Genomic DNA, 15835 nt, shown 5'->3' with positions numbered 1-15835 from the left:
CCTAGTCCTGCGCACGGGTCAGGAACGCCATGACGGCCACGGCGAGCCCGACAAAACCCGCGAATCCGCCCGCCCCGGTCAGCACGGCCACCGGAACGGCGGCACCGCCCAGCCAGGCCAGAACTCCGCCCGCGAAGGCGACGAAGAAACCGGCGGTAACGATCAGGGCGACCCACAGTCCCCGGTTGTTGTTCATGGCGTTCCTCACGTCGTCGTGAAGGGTCAAGGTCATCGAATGCCCGTTTCCAGGTAATGGAACGGCAAAGCGTGATCACGATGCCTTGCAGCGGTACGCGATCACCAGCAGGCAAAAAGGAGTCGAACGATGTCGATGCGGAGCGTAACGATCAGAACGGATTCGTTCCCCGGCGGAGGATGGCGTTCGGCTTCGTTCGGGCTCCTCCGATGTCCGTCTGGACATGCCGCGTGAGCTGGGGCGAAGCGGGGGAGGTCAGGCCGAACGACCTCGAATGAGTGATCGGCGCGCGCCTTGCACCGCATCGATGGCAGCATGATTGTCGTCACGATTCGTAGATCCCATTCGTCACGGCGTGACTCCCCCAGTAGAAAGATCACGAATCGATCGCCATCGATGACCCAACCGCACAACCCTGCGCACCGCGCTTTCATCGACCAGCTCAACCGGCTGCGCGAACAGGCGGGCAACCCGCCGCTGTCCCACCTGCGCAGGCTGTCGCGCAGACGGCTGCCCAACGGCAGAGAGGGGCGCGAGCTCGCACCCAGCACCACGCAGGAGATCCTCAGCGGCAAACGCCGCCACCTGCCTCAGTGGAGCTGGGTCGTCTCGTTCGTCGCGGCCTGCCACGAGGCGGCCAGGGAAGGCAACCTCGACCTCGGCCCGATGGACCTGGCGGCCTGGAGCGCCCGCCTGCTCCACGCCCGGCACGGCGACCGCCCGGCCATCCGCTGCGCCCCCCTCGTCCCGGCCGGCCCCGATCAGCTGACCGCCGACGACATCGTCCAGTCTCACCTCGAGACCCACGGCCGCGTCGCCGCCCGCCTGGCCCGCGAGGCCATGAACGGCGACACCGAAGCCTGCTTCCACCTGGCGCTCTTCACACTGCTGCGCGGCTGGAGCCTGGACGGCATGACCTGGCTCGCCCGCGCCGCCGACGCCGGCCACGAAGCCGCCCTGGAGCTGCAGAACGCCGACGACGTGCGCGCACAGGCCGCCGAGGTCGCCTACCGGCACGCCTGCGCCCTGGAGGCGGGCGGCCCCACCAGGGCCAGCATCGCCCGCTGCTTCTACCGGCTCGCCGCGGAAACCGGCCACCCCGGGGCGACGGCGAAGCTCAAGGTCGCTCCCGCCGCGGATGCTCCGCTGACCGCCTCCGACTTCGACCAGCCGTTGATGTCATGACGGGCGGGTGCAGGTCATGAGGTACGGGCGTCGTACTCCTCCCGGTTGGCGAGCACTTCGCCCATGTGCGCCTGGGCCCAGTGGCGGAGCCCGCGCGTCATCTCATGCAGCGACAGGCCGAGCGCGGTCAGCTCGTAGGTGACGGTGACGGGCACGGTCGGCGTCACCGTACGGGTGAGCAGCCCGTCGCGCTCCAGCGACCGCAGCGTCTGCGTCAGCATCTTCTGGCTCACCCCGGCCAGCAGCCGGGCCAGCTCCGAGTACCGCATCGCCCGCGGACCGGACTGCCCGGCGGCGTCGCCGCCCAGCGCGCACAGGATCAGCACGACCCACTTGTCCGCGATCCGGTCGAGCAACTGCCGGCTCGGACACGCGGCCAGGAACGCGTTGTACTCCATCTTGGCCTGCTCCCGCCGCTGCGCCGCGTTCGTCGTCGCCACCGATCGCCCCTCTCGCCTTCGGGTGGGTTACGCACTTTCAAGTGCCTACTTCCCTACAGGAAGCTGCTCTCCCATCCTGATGCACGAACGCGAAAAGCACCACGTACGACAAGGAGAGAAGGCGTGAGCACTTCCGCCCTGCCCGGCGGCACCTGGACCCTGGGGGACCTGACCGTCACCCGGTTCGGCTACGGCGCCATGCAACTGGCCGGCCCGTACGTCATGGGGCCGCCCGCCGACCGCGAGGGCGCCCTGGCCGTGCTCCGCGCAGCGGTCGACAGCGGCATCACCCACATCGACACCGCGCACGCGTACGGGCCGGGCTTCACCAACGAGCTGATCCGCGAGGCCCTGCACCCCTACCCGGAGTCGCTGCTCATCGCGACCAAGGTCGGCGCCACCCGCGACGCCCAGGGCGGCTGGCCGCCGGCCCGGCGCCCCATAGACCTGCGCCACCAGGTCTACGACAACCTCAAGTCCCTCAAACTCGACGTCCTCGACCTGGTCAACCTCCGGCTCGGCAACGCCGAGGGCCCGCAGCGGGAATCGGTCGCCGAGGCGTTCGAGACGCTTGTGGAGCTGCAGCAGCAGGGCCTGATCCGCCACCTCGGGGTCAGCAACGCCACCGAGGAGCAGGTCGCCGAAGCCCGGAGCATCGCGCCGATCGTGTGCGTGCAGAACATGTACAACCTCGCCCACCGCCACGACGACAAGCTCGTCGACCGGCTCGCGGAGGACGGCATCGCGTACGTCCCCTTCTTCCCGCTCGGCGGCTTCACCCCGCTGCAGTCCTCGGCCCTTTCGGCGGTCGCCGCCCGCCGCGGCGCCACCCCGATGTCGGTCGCGCTCGCCTGGCTGCTCCAGCGATCACCCAACATCCTGCTCATCCCCGGCACGTCCTCCGCCGCCCACCTGCGCGAGAACATCGCCGGCGCGGGCCTGACCCTGACCCCCGAGGACATGGCCGAGCTGGACGCCATAGGCCGCTGAGCTCTTGTGCCGTCCAGGTGCCTGGAAAGCCCGACGATGCTCCCTCCAGGCACCTCATCGCGGTGGACGAGTTCGTGTACGAGTAAGCCATCATCGGCCCGCGTTCGGCCAGGACGGCAGTAGTCGAGCCCGTCTCGGGCATTCGCGATTCGGAGAGATTCCTGGTCCTGGGACCGCAGGCGACCTAGTGAACGCGCCGCCATTTGTAGCCGCTCTGCTCGTCACTCGTGTACGCGACAGTGTATTGAGACAGATCGGGGTTCCCTGCGGCGTCGACAAGTCGTGCCGTGACCTTGAAGGGTCGGCCATGATCGTCAATGACGATCTCGTGTTGGGTCCCGTGCGCTAGGGCGTCGATGACGAACCTGAACGAACATGAATGATCATTGGTTCTCGCGTAGAGGTACAGGACGCGGTCTTCGCCGCGCTTCAGGGAAATGGTCTTCTCGGCGAAGAATGGTCCTGCGAAGTCCCATTCATCAGTGATCTTCTGAGCGATGCTGACGCCGCCAGGAGTGTCCAGATCGAAGCCCAGGCGAGTCACGGGGTCATCTGCCCCGCCCGCCAGTGAATGGAAGAGCGTGCCGCGATAGGGGGGTGCGCATTTCTTGCGTGCCGATACCTGGGTGATGCGGACGCCGCTCTCGGGGGTCCCTTCTACCACGACCTTGACTCTCAGTACATTGATAGCGGCACTACCGTGTTCTTCGAACCAGGACTCGACTTCGCCGACTTCGCCTTTCTCTTCCAGTCGATTGAGCTCGTTCAGCTCTTGCGTGCTCAATCTCACCGGTTTCGGAAGAATGTAGTCACCTCCGCCTTCGAGATTCGGTTCGACCTCGACCAGGGTGACCGCTAGGGGTGCTCCCTCAGACGAGGGCGGAGGAGTAGGTGTGGGTGTAGGCGTGGATGTTGCGCTCGCTGGCGGCGGACTGCTCTGTACACTTTCCGGCTTCGCGTCGGTGGAACTTCCGCTGGCGCCGGACAGAAGCGCTATAGGCACGCTCAAGACGCCAGCGATGCTGCCGATGCCCTGCCACCAGTCCTTCCCAAGAAATCTGGTAACACCGCCCTTGCTCTTTTTCCGAGCGGTCTCGTCAGAGCTCATTCGTTGAACCGATCTACCTGAAGGTGAGGTTCGGCTGAAAGGCCGGCTTCGACGGCGCGCCCGCGAGAGAGATGCGCCTCGGTAGATCGAGTTTAACTCCTGACGAGCAGGTCTACTGCGGATCCGTGCCCCACCCTGATTACGGGCCTGTGAATTCGGTATAAAGGGCCGCCCATGCGGTCGGCGGATCGTTGGAGTGATGCCGGGACATTGCCGCCAACAAGACGCCCTCTCTCTTGTACGATCATTGCGGGCGGGTCGCGCGTACGTAATACATCATCAGGTTCGGCATCGGCCCCTCATCGTCCACGCGGAAACCGGCATCCGGGATCATCGTGCCGAGCAGGTCGCGAGGGTCGTGATGCATGGCGTGGCCGGTGACCGCGCCGACGAGGCGCCGGGCGACGGGGTTGGACGGCGGGCGGAACTCGGCGATGAGCAACCGGCCGCCGGGGCGCAGGACGCGGAACATCTGGCGCAGCGCCTCGGGCCTGGCGTCGGCGGGCATGTGGTGGATGGCCAGGCTGGAGACGACCAGGTCGAAGGAGCCGTCGGGGAACGGCAGGTTCTGGCCTTCGCCGACCACGTACGTGCAGTTCGACGGCGCCCGCCTGGTCGCGTACTCGATCATCGCGGGGGAGGCGTCGAGGCCGGTGACGTGGCCGCGCGGGACGACCACCGGCGCGATGATGCGGGTGAGGTAGCCGGTGCCGCAGCCCACGTCGAGTACGCGGTCGCCGATGCGCGGGCGCGCGACGGTGGCCAGGCGGGTGAAGGCGGCGCGGCGGCCGCCGAGGAACGCGATCGCCCCGAAGGCGTCGTAGAGGCGGGGGTGGTCGATGGTGCTGCCGGCGTGTGAGTGCTCGTGGTGGCCGCGCAGGAGTTCGCCCAAGCCCATGATCAGCTGCCTTTCCGAACGAGGTGTTCAGAAACGAATTGTGTGTCCATACTAGAGGGAGGTCAACGAACAGTTCGGCCGATGCGTGCCGTACGGAACAAGGGGCGGGAAAGTGTCCGGAGACCGGCGGGTGCGGCGGACACGGCGGCTCATCCAGGAGGCGCTGGTGGCGCTGATCCTGGAGAAGGGGTACGACGCGGTCACCGTCACCGACATCATCGAGCGCGCCGACGTGGGCCGCTCCACCTTCTACGCCCACTTCGCCGACAAGCAGGACGTGCTGTTCAGCAACCTCGACCAGCTCACCTTCCTCCACCCCGCGCCGAGGGACGACCCGGGGGAGCTGTTCGCGTTCAGCCGGCCGATGTTCGAGCACGTACGCGAGCAGGAACGGCTCGTACGCGCCCTGATGGGCAGGCGCGGCGGCGGCCTGGCGCACAGGCGCGGCGAGCAGCTGCTGGCCGCCCGGGTCAAGGACGAGCTCATCGCGGCGGGCGGCCGGGCGTCGGCCGCGCTCGACCTGCTGGTGACCTGCGTGGTCGGTGCGTTCATGGGACTCCTGCGGGCCTGGATCGACGGCGAGACCACCGCCTCGCCCGCCGAGCTCGACGCCGCCTTCCGCGCGGCCGTCCTGCCGGGGGTGCGGGCGGCGCTGAAGGAGACCTGAAACGCCCTATTCGGCGATCAGCTCGGTCATGGGGCGGCGGTGAGCGCGGGGCGCGATCCCGCCGTACCCCAAGCGCATGATCATCTGTGGGTGGCCGCTCCGGTGGCGCGGGTTACGGCGGCCTCGCATGTCACGCAGGTCGAGAGGCTGGTTCAGGTACGAGACCGAGATCCTGTGCCCGGCGGCGACCAGCAGCATGCGCTGCAGCGCTTGACCGGCCTGCAACCAGTCCACCGGCTCGTCGGCCGCGGCGGTGAGGACGGCGAGCTGCGGGCGCGGCTCGAAACGCGCGTATCCGACCTGGCAGCCGAAGTCGCGGACCGGGTCCACGTCCGGCACGTACGAGGACGGGTCCCAGGCCGCCAGCTCGGCCTGGTACTCCTCGTCGCGGTCCAGCTCGGCCTGCGCCACGGCCACGTGGCCGAGCAGGTCGACGGCCGCGCGCCCGCTGAGGAAGGAGAGCCTGGCACCCTCCAGCACCGCCGCCGTGCACAGCTCGGCCCGCACCGGCTCGGGGATGACCCGGTCGGCGAACGGGCCCCTGTACGTCCGCCGGACCCTGATCAGGTCGTAAAGACGCCGCGCCTCCTCCGCCGGCGAGGCCGAGGTTGACGCTGGGGCCTGGCCCGGAGCAGGAGTCGCAGCCGCAGCCGACGTTGCAGTCAGCTCCGGAGCCGCAGCGGGAGCTGAAGCCGGAGCCGAGATCGAGGCCGGAGCCGGAGCCGGGGCGGGCGGGGCGAGTGTCACGCGGGCCAGCAGCTCGGGAGCGCTCTTCGGGTCCGGCAGCAGCCGTACGGCGGGCTCGTACCCCATCGCCTGGGCGGCGATGCGCAGGTTGAACACCGCCGCCCCGCAGCTGATGTGCAGCCAACGCCCCTGCGGGTCCCTCATCCGCAGCCAGCGGTACCGGTCGGCGAGCACGTCGATGACGTCGGGACGGCGTACGGTGAAACGCCACGGCTGCGTGTTGAGCACCGAAGGCGCGGACCCGGCCGCGGCGAGCAACCGGCTGGCGGCGACTGCGGTGAGTGCGATGGGCATGTAGGTCCTCCTCGCACTTCAGGCTGCCGTGAGTCCCCGAGCCGCAGCAGGGTCGAAAGTCCCGCCGAAGGTCCTGATCGGCTCTCCACGAAGGCGAGCGGCACGTCGCGGGCGTCCTAGAGAGGACTACACGGCCGCGGCGATGGCGGCGGCGATGAAGAGCACCTGCAAAGCGGTACGGGCGGGCAGCGGGGTCACCGGCTTGCCGGCGAGGGTGAGGCCGCGGCTGGCGGCGGAGACGTTCGCGGGGAACATCGCGACCATGAGCAGCGCGAGCCCGATCGCGGCCCACGGCGCCAGCGGCGGGATCAGCAGCCCGGCGGCGCCCGCCAGCTCCAGCACTCCGGCCGGTCAGGGCGATGAACGGAGCCATTCCGTCCTCCAATCTTGTCACCGGAAAGATTCGTGAACGGGCGGCGCACGTGCTCGCCACCAGCACCCGTAAGCTGTCGCCGAGCCCTGAGCACGACCGCCTGACCACCATCGCCGCCTGGTCGCTGGCCCACTGCTTCGCCGGGCTGCGGCTGAACGGCGCCCTGCCGGAGACCGCCCACGAGGACCCCGAGGCCCTGGCCCGCAACATGATCCGGCTCTTCTTCGACGACGCGCTCTGAGAGCCGGGAGAGGACCAAGGTCCCTCCGTACGGCGGCCGTCCGGCACTGCCCCCGACCAACCGCCAACCGTGTCATGGAGGGGACACGATGAACGACTGGAAGGGGAGGGACCGTCATGGCCGCCACGATCGACAGGCCCGCCACCACCGCCACCACCGAGGGACGCCGCCCGGTCGAGTACGTCTGGGCCGCCGCCAGGCTCGCGATCGGCTGGATCTTCTTATGGGCGTTCCTGGACAAGACGTTCGGCTGGGGTTTCGCGACCCCGCCGGGCAAAGCCTGGCTCGCGGGCGGCAGCCCGACGACCGGGTTCCTCAAGGGCACCGGCGACAACGCGCTCGGCGGCTTCTTCTCCGCGCTGGCGGGTCAGGCGTGGGTGGACTGGCTGTTCATGGCCGGGCTGCTCGGCATCGGCCTGGCGCTGATGCTCGGCGCCGGCACCCGCATCGCCGCCGCCACAGGCACGCTGATGCTGGTCCTGATGTGGGCGGCCGAGCTGCCCCTGGACACCAACCCGTTCATGGACGACCACATCGTCTACGCGATCGTCCTCATCGGCCTGGCCATGGCCGACGCCGGCGCCACCCTCGGCCTCGGCGGCCTGCCCATCGTGCGGCGCAACGCCTGGCTGAAGTAGTCACGAACGCGAGGGGTGCAGGATGCGGTCGAGGCGGGCGGCGACGTACCCCAGAGAGGACAGCACCAGCACGATCAGCAGGTCGCCGGGTGCGAGCGGCCGGGTGCCGAGCAGCTCCTGCAGCAGCGGCACGTACAGACCGGCGAGCTGGAGCACGAGCGCGCCCGCCACGGCGACGAGCAGCATCGGGTTGGCGAGCGAGCGCGGCCGGGTACGCGTCCCGAGCGCCACCCCGAGCTGGGTCGCCCCGAGCGCGAAGAACGCCATGCTCTGCCACGGCCGCCCGGTCGCCGAAGCCCACACCGCGACCCCGACAGTGACGGCGGTGAGCACGATGGCGATGCGGACGACCCGCTGCCACAGGCCCGCCCCCATGATGCTCTGGCCGGGCGGCCGTGGCGGGCGCGACATGGATCCGGGGATGACGGGTTCGCCGCCCAGCGCCACGCCGGGCAGGCCATGCGTGAGCAGGTTGATCCACAGGATCTGCGCGGGCAGCAGGGGGAGCGGCAGCCCGACGAACGGCCCCAGCAGCATCACCGCGATCTCCGCCGCGCCGCCGGACAGGCCGTAGACGAGGAAGCGGCGGATGTTGGCGTACACCCGGCGGCCCTCTTCGACGGCCGCGACGACGGTCTCCAGGTTGTCGTCGGCGAGCACGAGGTCGGCGGCCTGCCGCGCCACCTCCGTGCCCCGCCTGCCCATGGCGACGCCGATGTCGGCGCGGCGCAGCGCGGGGCCGTCGTTCACGCCGTCGCCGGTCATCGCCATGACCTCGCCACGGCCGCGCAGGCTCTCGATGAGGTCGAGCTTCTGCTCCGGCGTGGCCCGCGCGTAGACGGCGGCCGGTCCATCCTCGTCCACGAGCACGCCGGGCTCGCGGCAGTCCACGGCGGCGTCCCTGGGGCCGACGATGCCGAGGTCGGCGGCGATGGCGCGGGCGGTGCCCGGATGGTCGCCGGTGATGAGCACGGGCTTGATGCCCGCCTTCTTGCAGTCGGCCACGGCGCCGGCGGCGGCCGCGCGCGGCGGGTCCAGGATCGCGATCAGCCCGAGCAAGCTCAGCCCGCTCTCCCGTACGGGCGCCGGCACGGCGTCCAGGTCGGCGCCGGCGACGGCGAGCACGCGGTAGCCGTCACGGGCGTACCGGTCGGCGCGCTCGGCGGCCCGGGCCACCAGCGCGGGATCGTCGGTGAGCACGTCGGGGTGGAGCAGCGCCTCGGGCGCGCCCTTGCAGATGAGCCGGGCGCCGCCGTCCGGCAGCAGGTGCACGGTGGTCATCCGCTTGCGTCCGCTGTCGAACGGCAGCTCCGCCACCCGGGGGAACCGCCGCTGCAGGCCGGCGTGGTCGAGGCCGAGCCGGGCGGCGGCGGCGAGCAGGGCCGCCTCGGTCGGGTCGCCCAGCGCCGTCCACTCGCCGCCGCCCTCGTCCTGCGGCGGGCGCAGGTGGGCGTCGTTGCACAGCGCCGCCGCCTCCAGCAGCGCCCGGAACCGCGCCGGGTCTTCGGCGTCGATCGCGCCGTCGGGCGCGTAGCCGGAGCCGGTGACGGGGGCTTCGGCGTACGGGGTCCACAGGTGCCGCGCGACCATCCGGCCCTCGGTGAGCGTGCCCGTCTTGTCGGTGGCGAGCACGGTCACCGAGCCGAGCGTCTCCACGGCGGGCAGGTGGCGGATGAGCGCGTTCCGCGCCGCCATGCGGCGGGCCCCGAGCGCCAGGCTCAACGTCACCACCGCCGGCAACGACTCCGGCACCGCCGCGACCACCAGGCTGATCGCGGTCACCACCATCAGCTCCACCGGCTGGCCGCGTACCAGACCCAGCACCAGCACGAGCGCCGACAGCGCGACCGCGACACCGGCCAGCAGCCGCCCCACCCCGGCCAGGCGGCGCTGCAACGGCGTCAGCCCGCCGCCCTTGACCATGAGGGCGGCGATGCGGCCGCTCGCGCTCGCCGCGCCCGTCGCCGTCACCACCGCCCGGCCCCTGCCCCGCACCACCACGGTGCCGGAGGAGACCCGCGCGGCGACGCCCTTGTCCACCGGCACCGACTCGCCCGTCAGCGCCGACTCGTCCACCAGCAGCGCCGCCGACTCCACCACCTCGGCGTCCGCCGGCACGATGTCGCCCTCCGCCAGCACCAGCAGGTCACCCCGCACGACCTCGCTCGCCGGGATCTGCCGCTGCTGCCCGTCGCGTACCACGCGGGCCTCGGGCGTGGTGAGGTCGGCCAGGGCCGTGATGGCGCGGTCGGCGCGCACCTCCTGCGCCACGCCGACCGCCGTGTTCACCACGATCACCAGCATGATCACGACGGCGTCGGTCCAGTCGCCGGTGCCGATCGTCAGCACCGCCGCGACGAGCAGTACGACGATGAGCGGGTCGCGAAGCTGCGTGAGGACCCGCCGCCACAACGGGGTCGGCGGCTTGCGCGGGAGCACGTTCGCGCCGTCGCGCGCCAGCCGCGCGGCGGCCTCCGCCGACGACAGGCCAGAAGACGAGGTCGTCACGTTGCCGCCCTCCCTGCCCGCCGTACGCGTGTCCGTCAGTCCTAGTGTCGGCGCTGGCCGGCGCGGTGACCGGGTGCGGCACGCGCACCGGCCACAGTTCAGGCTCCAGGGCCGGTGCCGCGTGCATCAGAGGCGAAAGTCCCACCGGTCTGCAAGCTTTCAGCACTCAGTGACCGGTAGACGGTATTTCGTCCCATGCGGAAGCCGCCGTACCCGATCCTGACCGCCGAGGCGCGGCCCGCGCTCGCGGCGAGCGCGCACGGCGTGCTGACCCCGCGGGCACGGCACGAAGGCGCAGGGTCGGGGCGACGCGTCCTGTCCGGGCAGCCGCAGCGGGCGCCGACCAGCCGGGTCGTCATCGACCAGGCCAAGAACGTGCTCAGCGAGCGGCACGGGCTGCCCATGGACCGGGCCTTCGCCCTGCTGTGCCGGCTCGCCCGCAGCCATCACCGCAAGCTGACCGGGCCGGCGCAGGCGGTGGTGGACCGCACGGCCGCCCCCGCCCGGAGACCCCGCGCGCATCCACCCTCTGACCGGCGGGGCCGGGAAGCCGAGGGCCCGGCCGGATCGGTTGATCCGGCCGGGCCTCGCGCGCACTGCGCCTGACGGAATCGCTAGGAGATCGGCGTGTAAACGCAGGGCAGTCCCATGCGCGAGTACGTACCGTCGGCGTTCTTCCGATAGGCCTCGACGCAGAACTGGCTGCCGTTGGCGAAATTGCGTCCGATCTTCCGGTAGTGAATGAGGCTGTGCGAGTTATCGCGGTCCGCCGTGTTGTACGCGAATCCCGGGCCCCAGAGGCGGAAGTGGCCATAGAAGCTGAGCACAGACCACATATTCGTATAGGCCTGGATCTGATCCACCCGGCCGCCACTGCCGATGATCTTGACGCAGGCGTAGCCGTTGCAGCCGCTGTTGTCGGCCGCGTGGGCCGGCGAGGCGAGTCCCAGACCGGCGATGAGGACCGCCAGGCACGTGGCGAGGGCGGCGGCGATTCTGGACGAACGTCTTTTCATGACTGGCTCCATTTCCTTCATCTGAAAGTTCCTGGCGGAAAGGAATCGAGGTTGTGCCGTCCACCTCCAAGCGGTGCGGGCCGGCCGCGCGGCAGTGCCCTTCACCATCGAGTGCGTAGTGCAAGTGTCGATGGGGGCATACGCATGATCCAGGGCATTGCCCGGACATTCACCGGCACTTCGCAGGACAGCCGGATCTCTGCTTTCTGATAGCGTTTTTCGCGTTACTGTGGTATTGGACTGCCTGCCGTCACGGCCGGTGGGGTGGAATTTCCGCGGTAATACCGGTCGCCGGCTGAATGGCGCGATGAAATGGACGTGTGCCCACCGGTTCTCCCCCGCGCGGCCTCCTCGCGTGCCGCCGCGCGTGATCCGCTTCACGCCCGCCACCGCCCGGGCCCGCAGGGCCGCCCGCGACATGCCGCCGCCTGAACCTGAGGCGGTCGGACGGGCCCCTGTCCCATCCGCGTCCTCGTGGCTCCGCATCCGGTGGCGGCTCGCCGGCGCGGGCCTGGCCACGGCGGTGATCGGCGGCGTCGGTTCACCGGCCGGGGTCTGTGGTACACCGCCCGCACGGTGGAGACCGCCCAGCGAAGCCAGATCACCGACCGCTACACCGAGGCCGTCAGGCAGCTCGGCTCCTCCGAGACCGACGTGCGGCTGGGCGGCGTGGACCGCCGGGGTCTGGGGCAGCCGGATTCCCCTTCGGCTCCTTACCCTCCGCGAGACGCGGCGAGTCCGGCCGTGCCGGTGGTCCGTGCCTGGCGTGCTGAAGGAGGCCGAAATCCCCGCGAGGAAGTCAGCTCCGGGACAGCACCACCTTCAGCGCACCGGTCGCCGCCGCGCCGGCGAAGGCGTCGTACGCGGCCGGCATGTCGTCCAGCGTGAAGCGGTGCGTGATGAACCCGGTGGGGTCCAGCCGCCCGGCCGCGACCATCTCCAGCAGGTCCGGCGTGGAGAAGGTGTCGACCAGGCCGGTGGTGATGGTCAGGTTGCGGATCCACAGGTCCTCCAGGTGCAGCGTGGCCGGTCGACCGTGCACCCCGACGTTGGCCACGTGACCGCCCGGGCGCACCAGCCTCGTGCACAGCTCGAACGTCTCCGGGACGCCCACGGCCTCGATGGCGACGTCCGCGCCGAGCCCGCCGGTCAGGTCGCCGACGGCGGCGGCCGGGTCGTCACCGGCGCCGACGGTCACGTCCGCGCCGAGCCGCTTGGCGGCCTCCAGCCGGGCCGGCGCCAGATCGACCACGACGATGTGCGCCGGAGTGAAGAGCTGCGCGGTGGTGATCGCGGCCAGGCCGATCGGTCCCGCGCCGACGATCACGACCGTGTCGCCGGGACGGACGCGGCCGTTGAGCACGCCCACCTCGTACGCGGTCGGCAGGATGTCGGCCAGCATGAGCGCCGCCTCGTCGGAGACCCCGCCGGGCAGCACGTGGGTGGAGGTGTCGGCGAACGGGACGCGCACGTACTCGGCCTGCGTGCCGTTGATCCGGTGGCCGAGGATCCACCCGCCGCCGCCCAGGCACTGGCCGTACGCGCCCGTGCGACAGTAGCGGCAGCGCCCGCACGCCGAGATGCACGACACCAAGACCCGGTCTCCCGGCTTGACCGCCGTCACCGCCGCACCGGTCTCCGTCACCGTGCCGACCGCCTCGTGCCCGAGGATCGTCCCCGGCCGCACGGCGGGCACGTCGCCCTTCAGGATGTGCAGGTCGGTGCCACAGATGGTGACCGCGTCCACCCGTAGGATCGCGTCCGTCGCCTCGGCCGGGCGAGGAACGGGAACGTCCGTCCACGAACGCCGGCCCGGCCCCTCGTAGATGAGCGCCTTCATCGTGCCTCCTCGTCGGTTCCCCCACGCTCGCCCGCGCCGCCCGTACGCGGCCAGGGACGAAGGTCCCGCAGGTCAGAGCATTGGACCCCGGCAGGCTCAACCCGGCGGAATGCGCGGATTCAGCACGGTCGCCGGGGTCACCGCCACCGGACACCACGATTCCAGCAGCGCCGTCTGCGTCACCCGCCCGAGCAGCATGCAAGGCGGGCACTCGTTGCCCCGGTTGCCGAGCACGAGCAGCGTGGCGTCCCTGGCCATATCGATGAGCACCCGCTGCGGCCGTTCGGTCACGAACTCCGTGAACACCGTCACGTCCGGACGCCTGCGGGCCAGATGCGAGACCACCTCGCGGAAGCGGGCCTCCGCGCCGGTGCGCAGGGCGTGCGAGTTCACGAACGGCAGCGGCTCCTGCCAGGACGCCGACCCGCAGTCCGTCCAGCAGCACAGCGCCGACACCGTGCAGCCGCGCAGCGCCGCCTCGTCGAGCGCGAAGTCGAAGGCGGCCAGGCTGGGCGGCGAGCCGTCCAGGCCGACCACGATCCGCGCCTCCTCGCCGCTCGGCCGATGCGGCGACGGCCGTACCACGATCACGGGCCTGGAACTGTGCGCGGGCACCTGCACCGCCGCCGACCCCACCTGCAGCCCCTCGAACCCGCCCTGACCGCGCGCTCCCAGAACCGTCAGCTCCGCCTCGGATGCGGCGCGCAGAAGCACCGCCGACGGCGTGCCGCTGCCCAGCATCGACTGCACGTCCAGCTCTGGCGCGAGCTCCTTGGCGCGGCGCACGCCCTCCTCCACGATGCTCAGCGCGACGTGCTCGATCTGCTGGAAGACGTCCTGGGGGACGGTCCTCGGCAGGTACGGCCAGTGCAGGGCGTGGCAGACCAGCAGCGGCAGCCCGCGCAGCCGGGCCTCCTCGACCGCCCACACCAGCGCGTCCCGGCTCTCGGGGTAGTCGTCGTAGCCCACCAGAACGGGACGCTCACCGCTCACTGACTTCCTCCAGGGACTGGCCTCGCCGGTTGCCCCTTCCCATAGGTCCCTGGATGAGCGTCACAGGTGAGAAAAGTGTTGGTCTGTCTCGCTTGCCGCGGCTTTCCCGGTTGGCAGGCGGTGAACCGCGACCATGGCGGCATCGTCGTCGAGCCGCCCGCCCGTGTAGTCGAGAAGATCGTCGCACAGCCGCTTGAGCAGACCTTCCGGGGTCTCCTGCGTCCAGGCGGCGACCCGTTCCTGCAGCGGATAGAAGACGCCGGAGGCGTCGCGCGCCTCGGTGACGCCATCGGTGTGGAGCAGCAGCAGATCCCCCGGCTCGAACCGGAACGAACAGACACACAACCGCTGGCTGCTGAGGTCCCCCAGGCCCAGGGGAGGGGCCGGAGGATCGCACGGCAACAGGATGACCTCGCCGTGGTGGATCAGCAGCGGCGGCGGATGGCCGCAGCTCACCACGCTGAGCACCGGCTCATCATCCGGGAACTCGAGCACGGCCGCGGTGACGAAGCTCTCCTCTTCCGCCGGGCTCTCCTCGGCGAACCGGTACGGGGTGAACTCGGCGCTGTCCTCCAGATCCGCGACGAGCTCGGCCAGGGACAGATCCCGGCGGGCCGCCTCGCGGAACGCGCCCACGAGGGCCGCCGCATCGGCGATGGCCGGCAGCCCCTTGCCGCGGGCGTCGCCGATGAGCAGGCGGGTGGCGCGCGCGGTGCGTACCGCGCCGTACAGGTCCCCGCCGATCCGGGCCTCCGCCGCGGCGGCCAGATAGACGCTGGCGAGCCGGAGCGGCCCGAGCGCCCCCGGCAGCGGACGCAGCAAGGCCAGCTGCGCGGCTTCCGCCACCGACCGCACCTGCGCCAGGACCCGTCTCTCCCGGTTCCGCAGGTGGCAGAACAGCACCACGAACACCGAGACCACCGCGATGGCGGCCAGTTCGGCCTTGATGCTGTCGGTGCCCAGCGTCCCGCTCTGGAGGGCGATGAACGCCTCGCCCGCCAGCGCGAGCAGCCCGATCACGGCGGTGAACCCGGCACCGGCGAAGGACGCCGAGATCGCGGGCGCCGCCACCAGCAAGGCCCCGAAGTGGATGCGGCTGGGGGACAGCAGATCGGCGGCAGTGATCACCGCGATCATGCCGAGCGGGATGACGGCCAGCGCACGATTGTGCGTCGGTTTCTGTCTCCCTATGTGCGGGTTGTCCCCGTATGCCACATCTTCTGTTTACCCGTGGTGAACATGCGCACCGAGCTGCCGTGACCAGGACTTGGGGGCCCGCAGGGGAAGGCTTGGGGCCGCGCGCCGTATCAGGCGGGCCCCGGCGGCGTCACCGCTCGGCGTCCGCCCTGAGCCCGTTCTCCACCTCCTGAGCCGGTTGCTCGATGTCGATGGTCCAATGGGCGGCCACAGCGGCCAATCCCGCCACCACCGTGAGGAACGGCGCCGCCACGAACGCCACGGCCCCCGCCGTCAGCGGAACGTTCAGCACCGTGCGCCCGCGCGCGTCCCTGATGATGATCCGCCGCACCTTGCCCTCGTGCAGCAGCGTCTTGACCGTGTCGGCGAGCCTCCCGCTGGTGAGGCCATGCTCGGCGACGCTCATGGCGACGTCCCCCTATCACCATGAACGGCCCGGCACCGGCGAGCCGGCCACCGCGCTGATGTCGCGCTGCGTCCACCGCTTGGCTTGCATCGTCAGCC

At 70.8% G+C, this 15835-nt stretch carries 18 protein-coding genes; 6 read left to right on the top strand and 12 right to left on the bottom strand.

Annotated features, from left to right (window positions below; genetic code table 11):
• Nucleotide 1 precedes the first annotated feature (1 nt).
• A complete protein-coding gene (locus ACFMQL_RS37545) occupies nucleotides 2-196 on the bottom strand; it encodes a hypothetical protein (RefSeq protein WP_364069297.1) in 195 nt (64 codons plus the stop codon).
• A 396-nt stretch (nucleotides 197-592) separates the two neighbouring features.
• Here ACFMQL_RS37545 and ACFMQL_RS37540 point away from each other — a divergent pair, with 396 nt between their 5' ends.
• Nucleotides 593-1381, top strand: a complete 789-nt coding sequence (locus tag ACFMQL_RS37540) for a hypothetical protein (RefSeq protein WP_364069299.1) — start codon at nucleotides 593-595, stop codon at nucleotides 1379-1381.
• A gap of 14 nt (nucleotides 1382-1395) precedes the next feature.
• Here ACFMQL_RS37540 and ACFMQL_RS37535 read toward each other — a convergent pair whose 3' ends face one another.
• Nucleotides 1396-1821 carry a helix-turn-helix domain-containing protein gene (locus ACFMQL_RS37535; RefSeq protein WP_364069301.1) on the bottom strand — a complete coding sequence of 142 codons (426 nt, stop codon included), beginning with the start codon at nucleotides 1819-1821 and terminating at the stop codon, nucleotides 1396-1398.
• A 123-nt stretch (nucleotides 1822-1944) separates the two neighbouring features.
• Here ACFMQL_RS37535 and ACFMQL_RS37530 point away from each other — a divergent pair, with 123 nt between their 5' ends.
• Nucleotides 1945-2811 (top strand): aldo/keto reductase family oxidoreductase, encoded by an 867-nt coding sequence (locus tag ACFMQL_RS37530; RefSeq protein WP_378789558.1) that lies wholly within the window; start codon nucleotides 1945-1947, stop codon nucleotides 2809-2811.
• Between the two features lie 184 nt (nucleotides 2812-2995).
• Here the strand turns inward: ACFMQL_RS37530 and ACFMQL_RS37525 are convergent, their stop codons facing one another.
• Nucleotides 2996-3919 (bottom strand): hypothetical protein, encoded by a 924-nt coding sequence (locus tag ACFMQL_RS37525; RefSeq protein WP_378789557.1) that lies wholly within the window; start codon nucleotides 3917-3919, stop codon nucleotides 2996-2998.
• 244 nt (nucleotides 3920-4163) lie between these two features.
• Nucleotides 4164-4817: a class I SAM-dependent methyltransferase gene (locus ACFMQL_RS37520; protein ID WP_378789555.1), complete on the bottom strand. Its 654-nt coding sequence runs from the start codon at nucleotides 4815-4817 to the stop codon at nucleotides 4164-4166.
• A gap of 112 nt (nucleotides 4818-4929) precedes the next feature.
• On the opposite strand from ACFMQL_RS37520, the gene ACFMQL_RS37515 reads away from it, so the two are divergent.
• A complete protein-coding gene (locus tag ACFMQL_RS37515) occupies nucleotides 4930-5484 on the top strand; it encodes a TetR/AcrR family transcriptional regulator (RefSeq protein WP_364069309.1) in 555 nt (184 codons plus the stop codon).
• 6 nt (nucleotides 5485-5490) lie between these two features.
• Here the strand turns inward: ACFMQL_RS37515 and ACFMQL_RS37510 are convergent, their stop codons facing one another.
• Both ACFMQL_RS37510 and ACFMQL_RS37505 read right to left on the bottom strand, forming a co-directional pair.
• Nucleotides 5491-6525, bottom strand: coding sequence for a hypothetical protein (locus tag ACFMQL_RS37510; RefSeq protein ID WP_378789553.1), 1035 nt, complete (start codon nucleotides 6523-6525; stop codon nucleotides 5491-5493).
• Nucleotides 6526-6651: 126 nt separating this feature from the next.
• Complete coding sequence (locus ACFMQL_RS37505; protein WP_364069313.1) at nucleotides 6652-6867, bottom strand: hypothetical protein; 216 nt, start codon at nucleotides 6865-6867, stop codon at nucleotides 6652-6654.
• A 17-nt stretch (nucleotides 6868-6884) separates the two neighbouring features.
• On the opposite strand from ACFMQL_RS37505, the gene ACFMQL_RS37500 reads away from it, so the two are divergent.
• A complete protein-coding gene (locus ACFMQL_RS37500; RefSeq protein ID WP_364069314.1) occupies nucleotides 6885-7139 on the top strand; it encodes a hypothetical protein in 255 nt (84 codons plus the stop codon).
• Between the two features lie 116 nt (nucleotides 7140-7255).
• The gene (locus ACFMQL_RS37495) at nucleotides 7256-7777 is read left to right on the top strand and encodes a hypothetical protein (protein ID WP_364069316.1); all 522 of its coding nucleotides are present in this window, start codon (nucleotides 7256-7258) and stop codon (nucleotides 7775-7777) included.
• Here ACFMQL_RS37495 and ACFMQL_RS37490 read toward each other — a convergent pair whose 3' ends face one another.
• Complete coding sequence (locus ACFMQL_RS37490) at nucleotides 7778-10285, bottom strand: cation-transporting P-type ATPase (RefSeq protein ID WP_364069318.1); 2508 nt, start codon at nucleotides 10283-10285, stop codon at nucleotides 7778-7780. It abuts the gene before it with no gap.
• Between the two features lie 195 nt (nucleotides 10286-10480).
• Here ACFMQL_RS37490 and ACFMQL_RS37485 point away from each other — a divergent pair, with 195 nt between their 5' ends.
• Nucleotides 10481-10891 carry an ANTAR domain-containing protein gene (locus ACFMQL_RS37485; RefSeq protein ID WP_364069320.1) on the top strand — a complete coding sequence of 137 codons (411 nt, stop codon included), beginning with the start codon at nucleotides 10481-10483 and terminating at the stop codon, nucleotides 10889-10891.
• An 8-nt stretch (nucleotides 10892-10899) separates the two neighbouring features.
• Here the strand turns inward: ACFMQL_RS37485 and ACFMQL_RS37480 are convergent, their stop codons facing one another.
• From ACFMQL_RS37480 to ACFMQL_RS37460, 5 genes are all read right to left on the bottom strand, one after another.
• On the bottom strand, nucleotides 10900-11322 hold the full coding sequence (locus tag ACFMQL_RS37480; protein ID WP_364069321.1) for a hypothetical protein: 423 nt from the start codon (nucleotides 11320-11322) through the stop codon (nucleotides 10900-10902).
• A 778-nt stretch (nucleotides 11323-12100) separates the two neighbouring features.
• A complete protein-coding gene (locus tag ACFMQL_RS37475) occupies nucleotides 12101-13141 on the bottom strand; it encodes a zinc-dependent alcohol dehydrogenase family protein (protein WP_378789550.1) in 1041 nt (346 codons plus the stop codon).
• A gap of 96 nt (nucleotides 13142-13237) precedes the next feature.
• On the bottom strand, nucleotides 13238-14134 hold the full coding sequence (locus ACFMQL_RS37470) for a universal stress protein (protein ID WP_378789548.1): 897 nt from the start codon (nucleotides 14132-14134) through the stop codon (nucleotides 13238-13240).
• A 60-nt stretch (nucleotides 14135-14194) separates the two neighbouring features.
• Complete coding sequence (locus ACFMQL_RS37465) at nucleotides 14195-15271, bottom strand: PP2C family protein-serine/threonine phosphatase (protein ID WP_364069324.1); 1077 nt, start codon at nucleotides 15269-15271, stop codon at nucleotides 14195-14197.
• Nucleotides 15272-15461: 190 nt separating this feature from the next.
• Complete coding sequence (locus ACFMQL_RS37460) at nucleotides 15462-15737, bottom strand: DUF4342 domain-containing protein (RefSeq protein WP_364069325.1); 276 nt, start codon at nucleotides 15735-15737, stop codon at nucleotides 15462-15464.
• Nucleotides 15738-15835 lie beyond the last annotated feature (98 nt).

Source organism: Nonomuraea fastidiosa (assembly GCF_042751225.1).
Lineage (GTDB): Bacteria > Actinomycetota > Actinomycetes > Streptosporangiales > Streptosporangiaceae > Nonomuraea > Nonomuraea fastidiosa.
Note: the sequence above shows the minus strand (reverse complement) of the source record. Positions and strands in the feature narration are given on the sequence as shown.

Bases quoted from the DNA above. Each gene is read 5' to 3' on its own strand.
- ACFMQL_RS37540 (WP_364069299.1), top strand. From the start codon at position 593: ATGACCCAACCGCACAACCCTGCGCACCGCGCTTTCATCGACCAGCTC.
- ACFMQL_RS37480 (WP_364069321.1), bottom strand. From the start codon at position 11,322: ATGAAGGAAATGGAGCCAGTCATGAAAAGACGTTCGTCCAGAATCGCC.
- ACFMQL_RS37465 (WP_364069324.1), bottom strand. From the start codon at position 15,271: ATGATCGCGGTGATCACTGCCGCCGATCTGCTGTCCCCCAGCCGCATC.
- ACFMQL_RS37500 (WP_364069314.1), top strand. From the start codon at position 6,885: ATGAACGGAGCCATTCCGTCCTCCAATCTTGTCACCGGAAAGATTCGT.
- ACFMQL_RS37495 (WP_364069316.1), top strand. From the start codon at position 7,256: ATGGCCGCCACGATCGACAGGCCCGCCACCACCGCCACCACCGAGGGA.
- ACFMQL_RS37460 (WP_364069325.1), bottom strand. From the start codon at position 15,737: ATGAGCGTCGCCGAGCATGGCCTCACCAGCGGGAGGCTCGCCGACACG.
- ACFMQL_RS37475 (WP_378789550.1), bottom strand. From the start codon at position 13,141: ATGAAGGCGCTCATCTACGAGGGGCCGGGCCGGCGTTCGTGGACGGAC.
- ACFMQL_RS37485 (WP_364069320.1), top strand. From the start codon at position 10,481: ATGCGGAAGCCGCCGTACCCGATCCTGACCGCCGAGGCGCGGCCCGCG.
- ACFMQL_RS37545 (WP_364069297.1), bottom strand. From the start codon at position 196: ATGAACAACAACCGGGGACTGTGGGTCGCCCTGATCGTTACCGCCGGT.
- ACFMQL_RS37510 (WP_378789553.1), bottom strand. From the start codon at position 6,525: ATGCCCATCGCACTCACCGCAGTCGCCGCCAGCCGGTTGCTCGCCGCG.
- ACFMQL_RS37525 (WP_378789557.1), bottom strand. From the start codon at position 3,919: ATGAGCTCTGACGAGACCGCTCGGAAAAAGAGCAAGGGCGGTGTTACC.
- ACFMQL_RS37520 (WP_378789555.1), bottom strand. From the start codon at position 4,817: ATGGGCTTGGGCGAACTCCTGCGCGGCCACCACGAGCACTCACACGCC.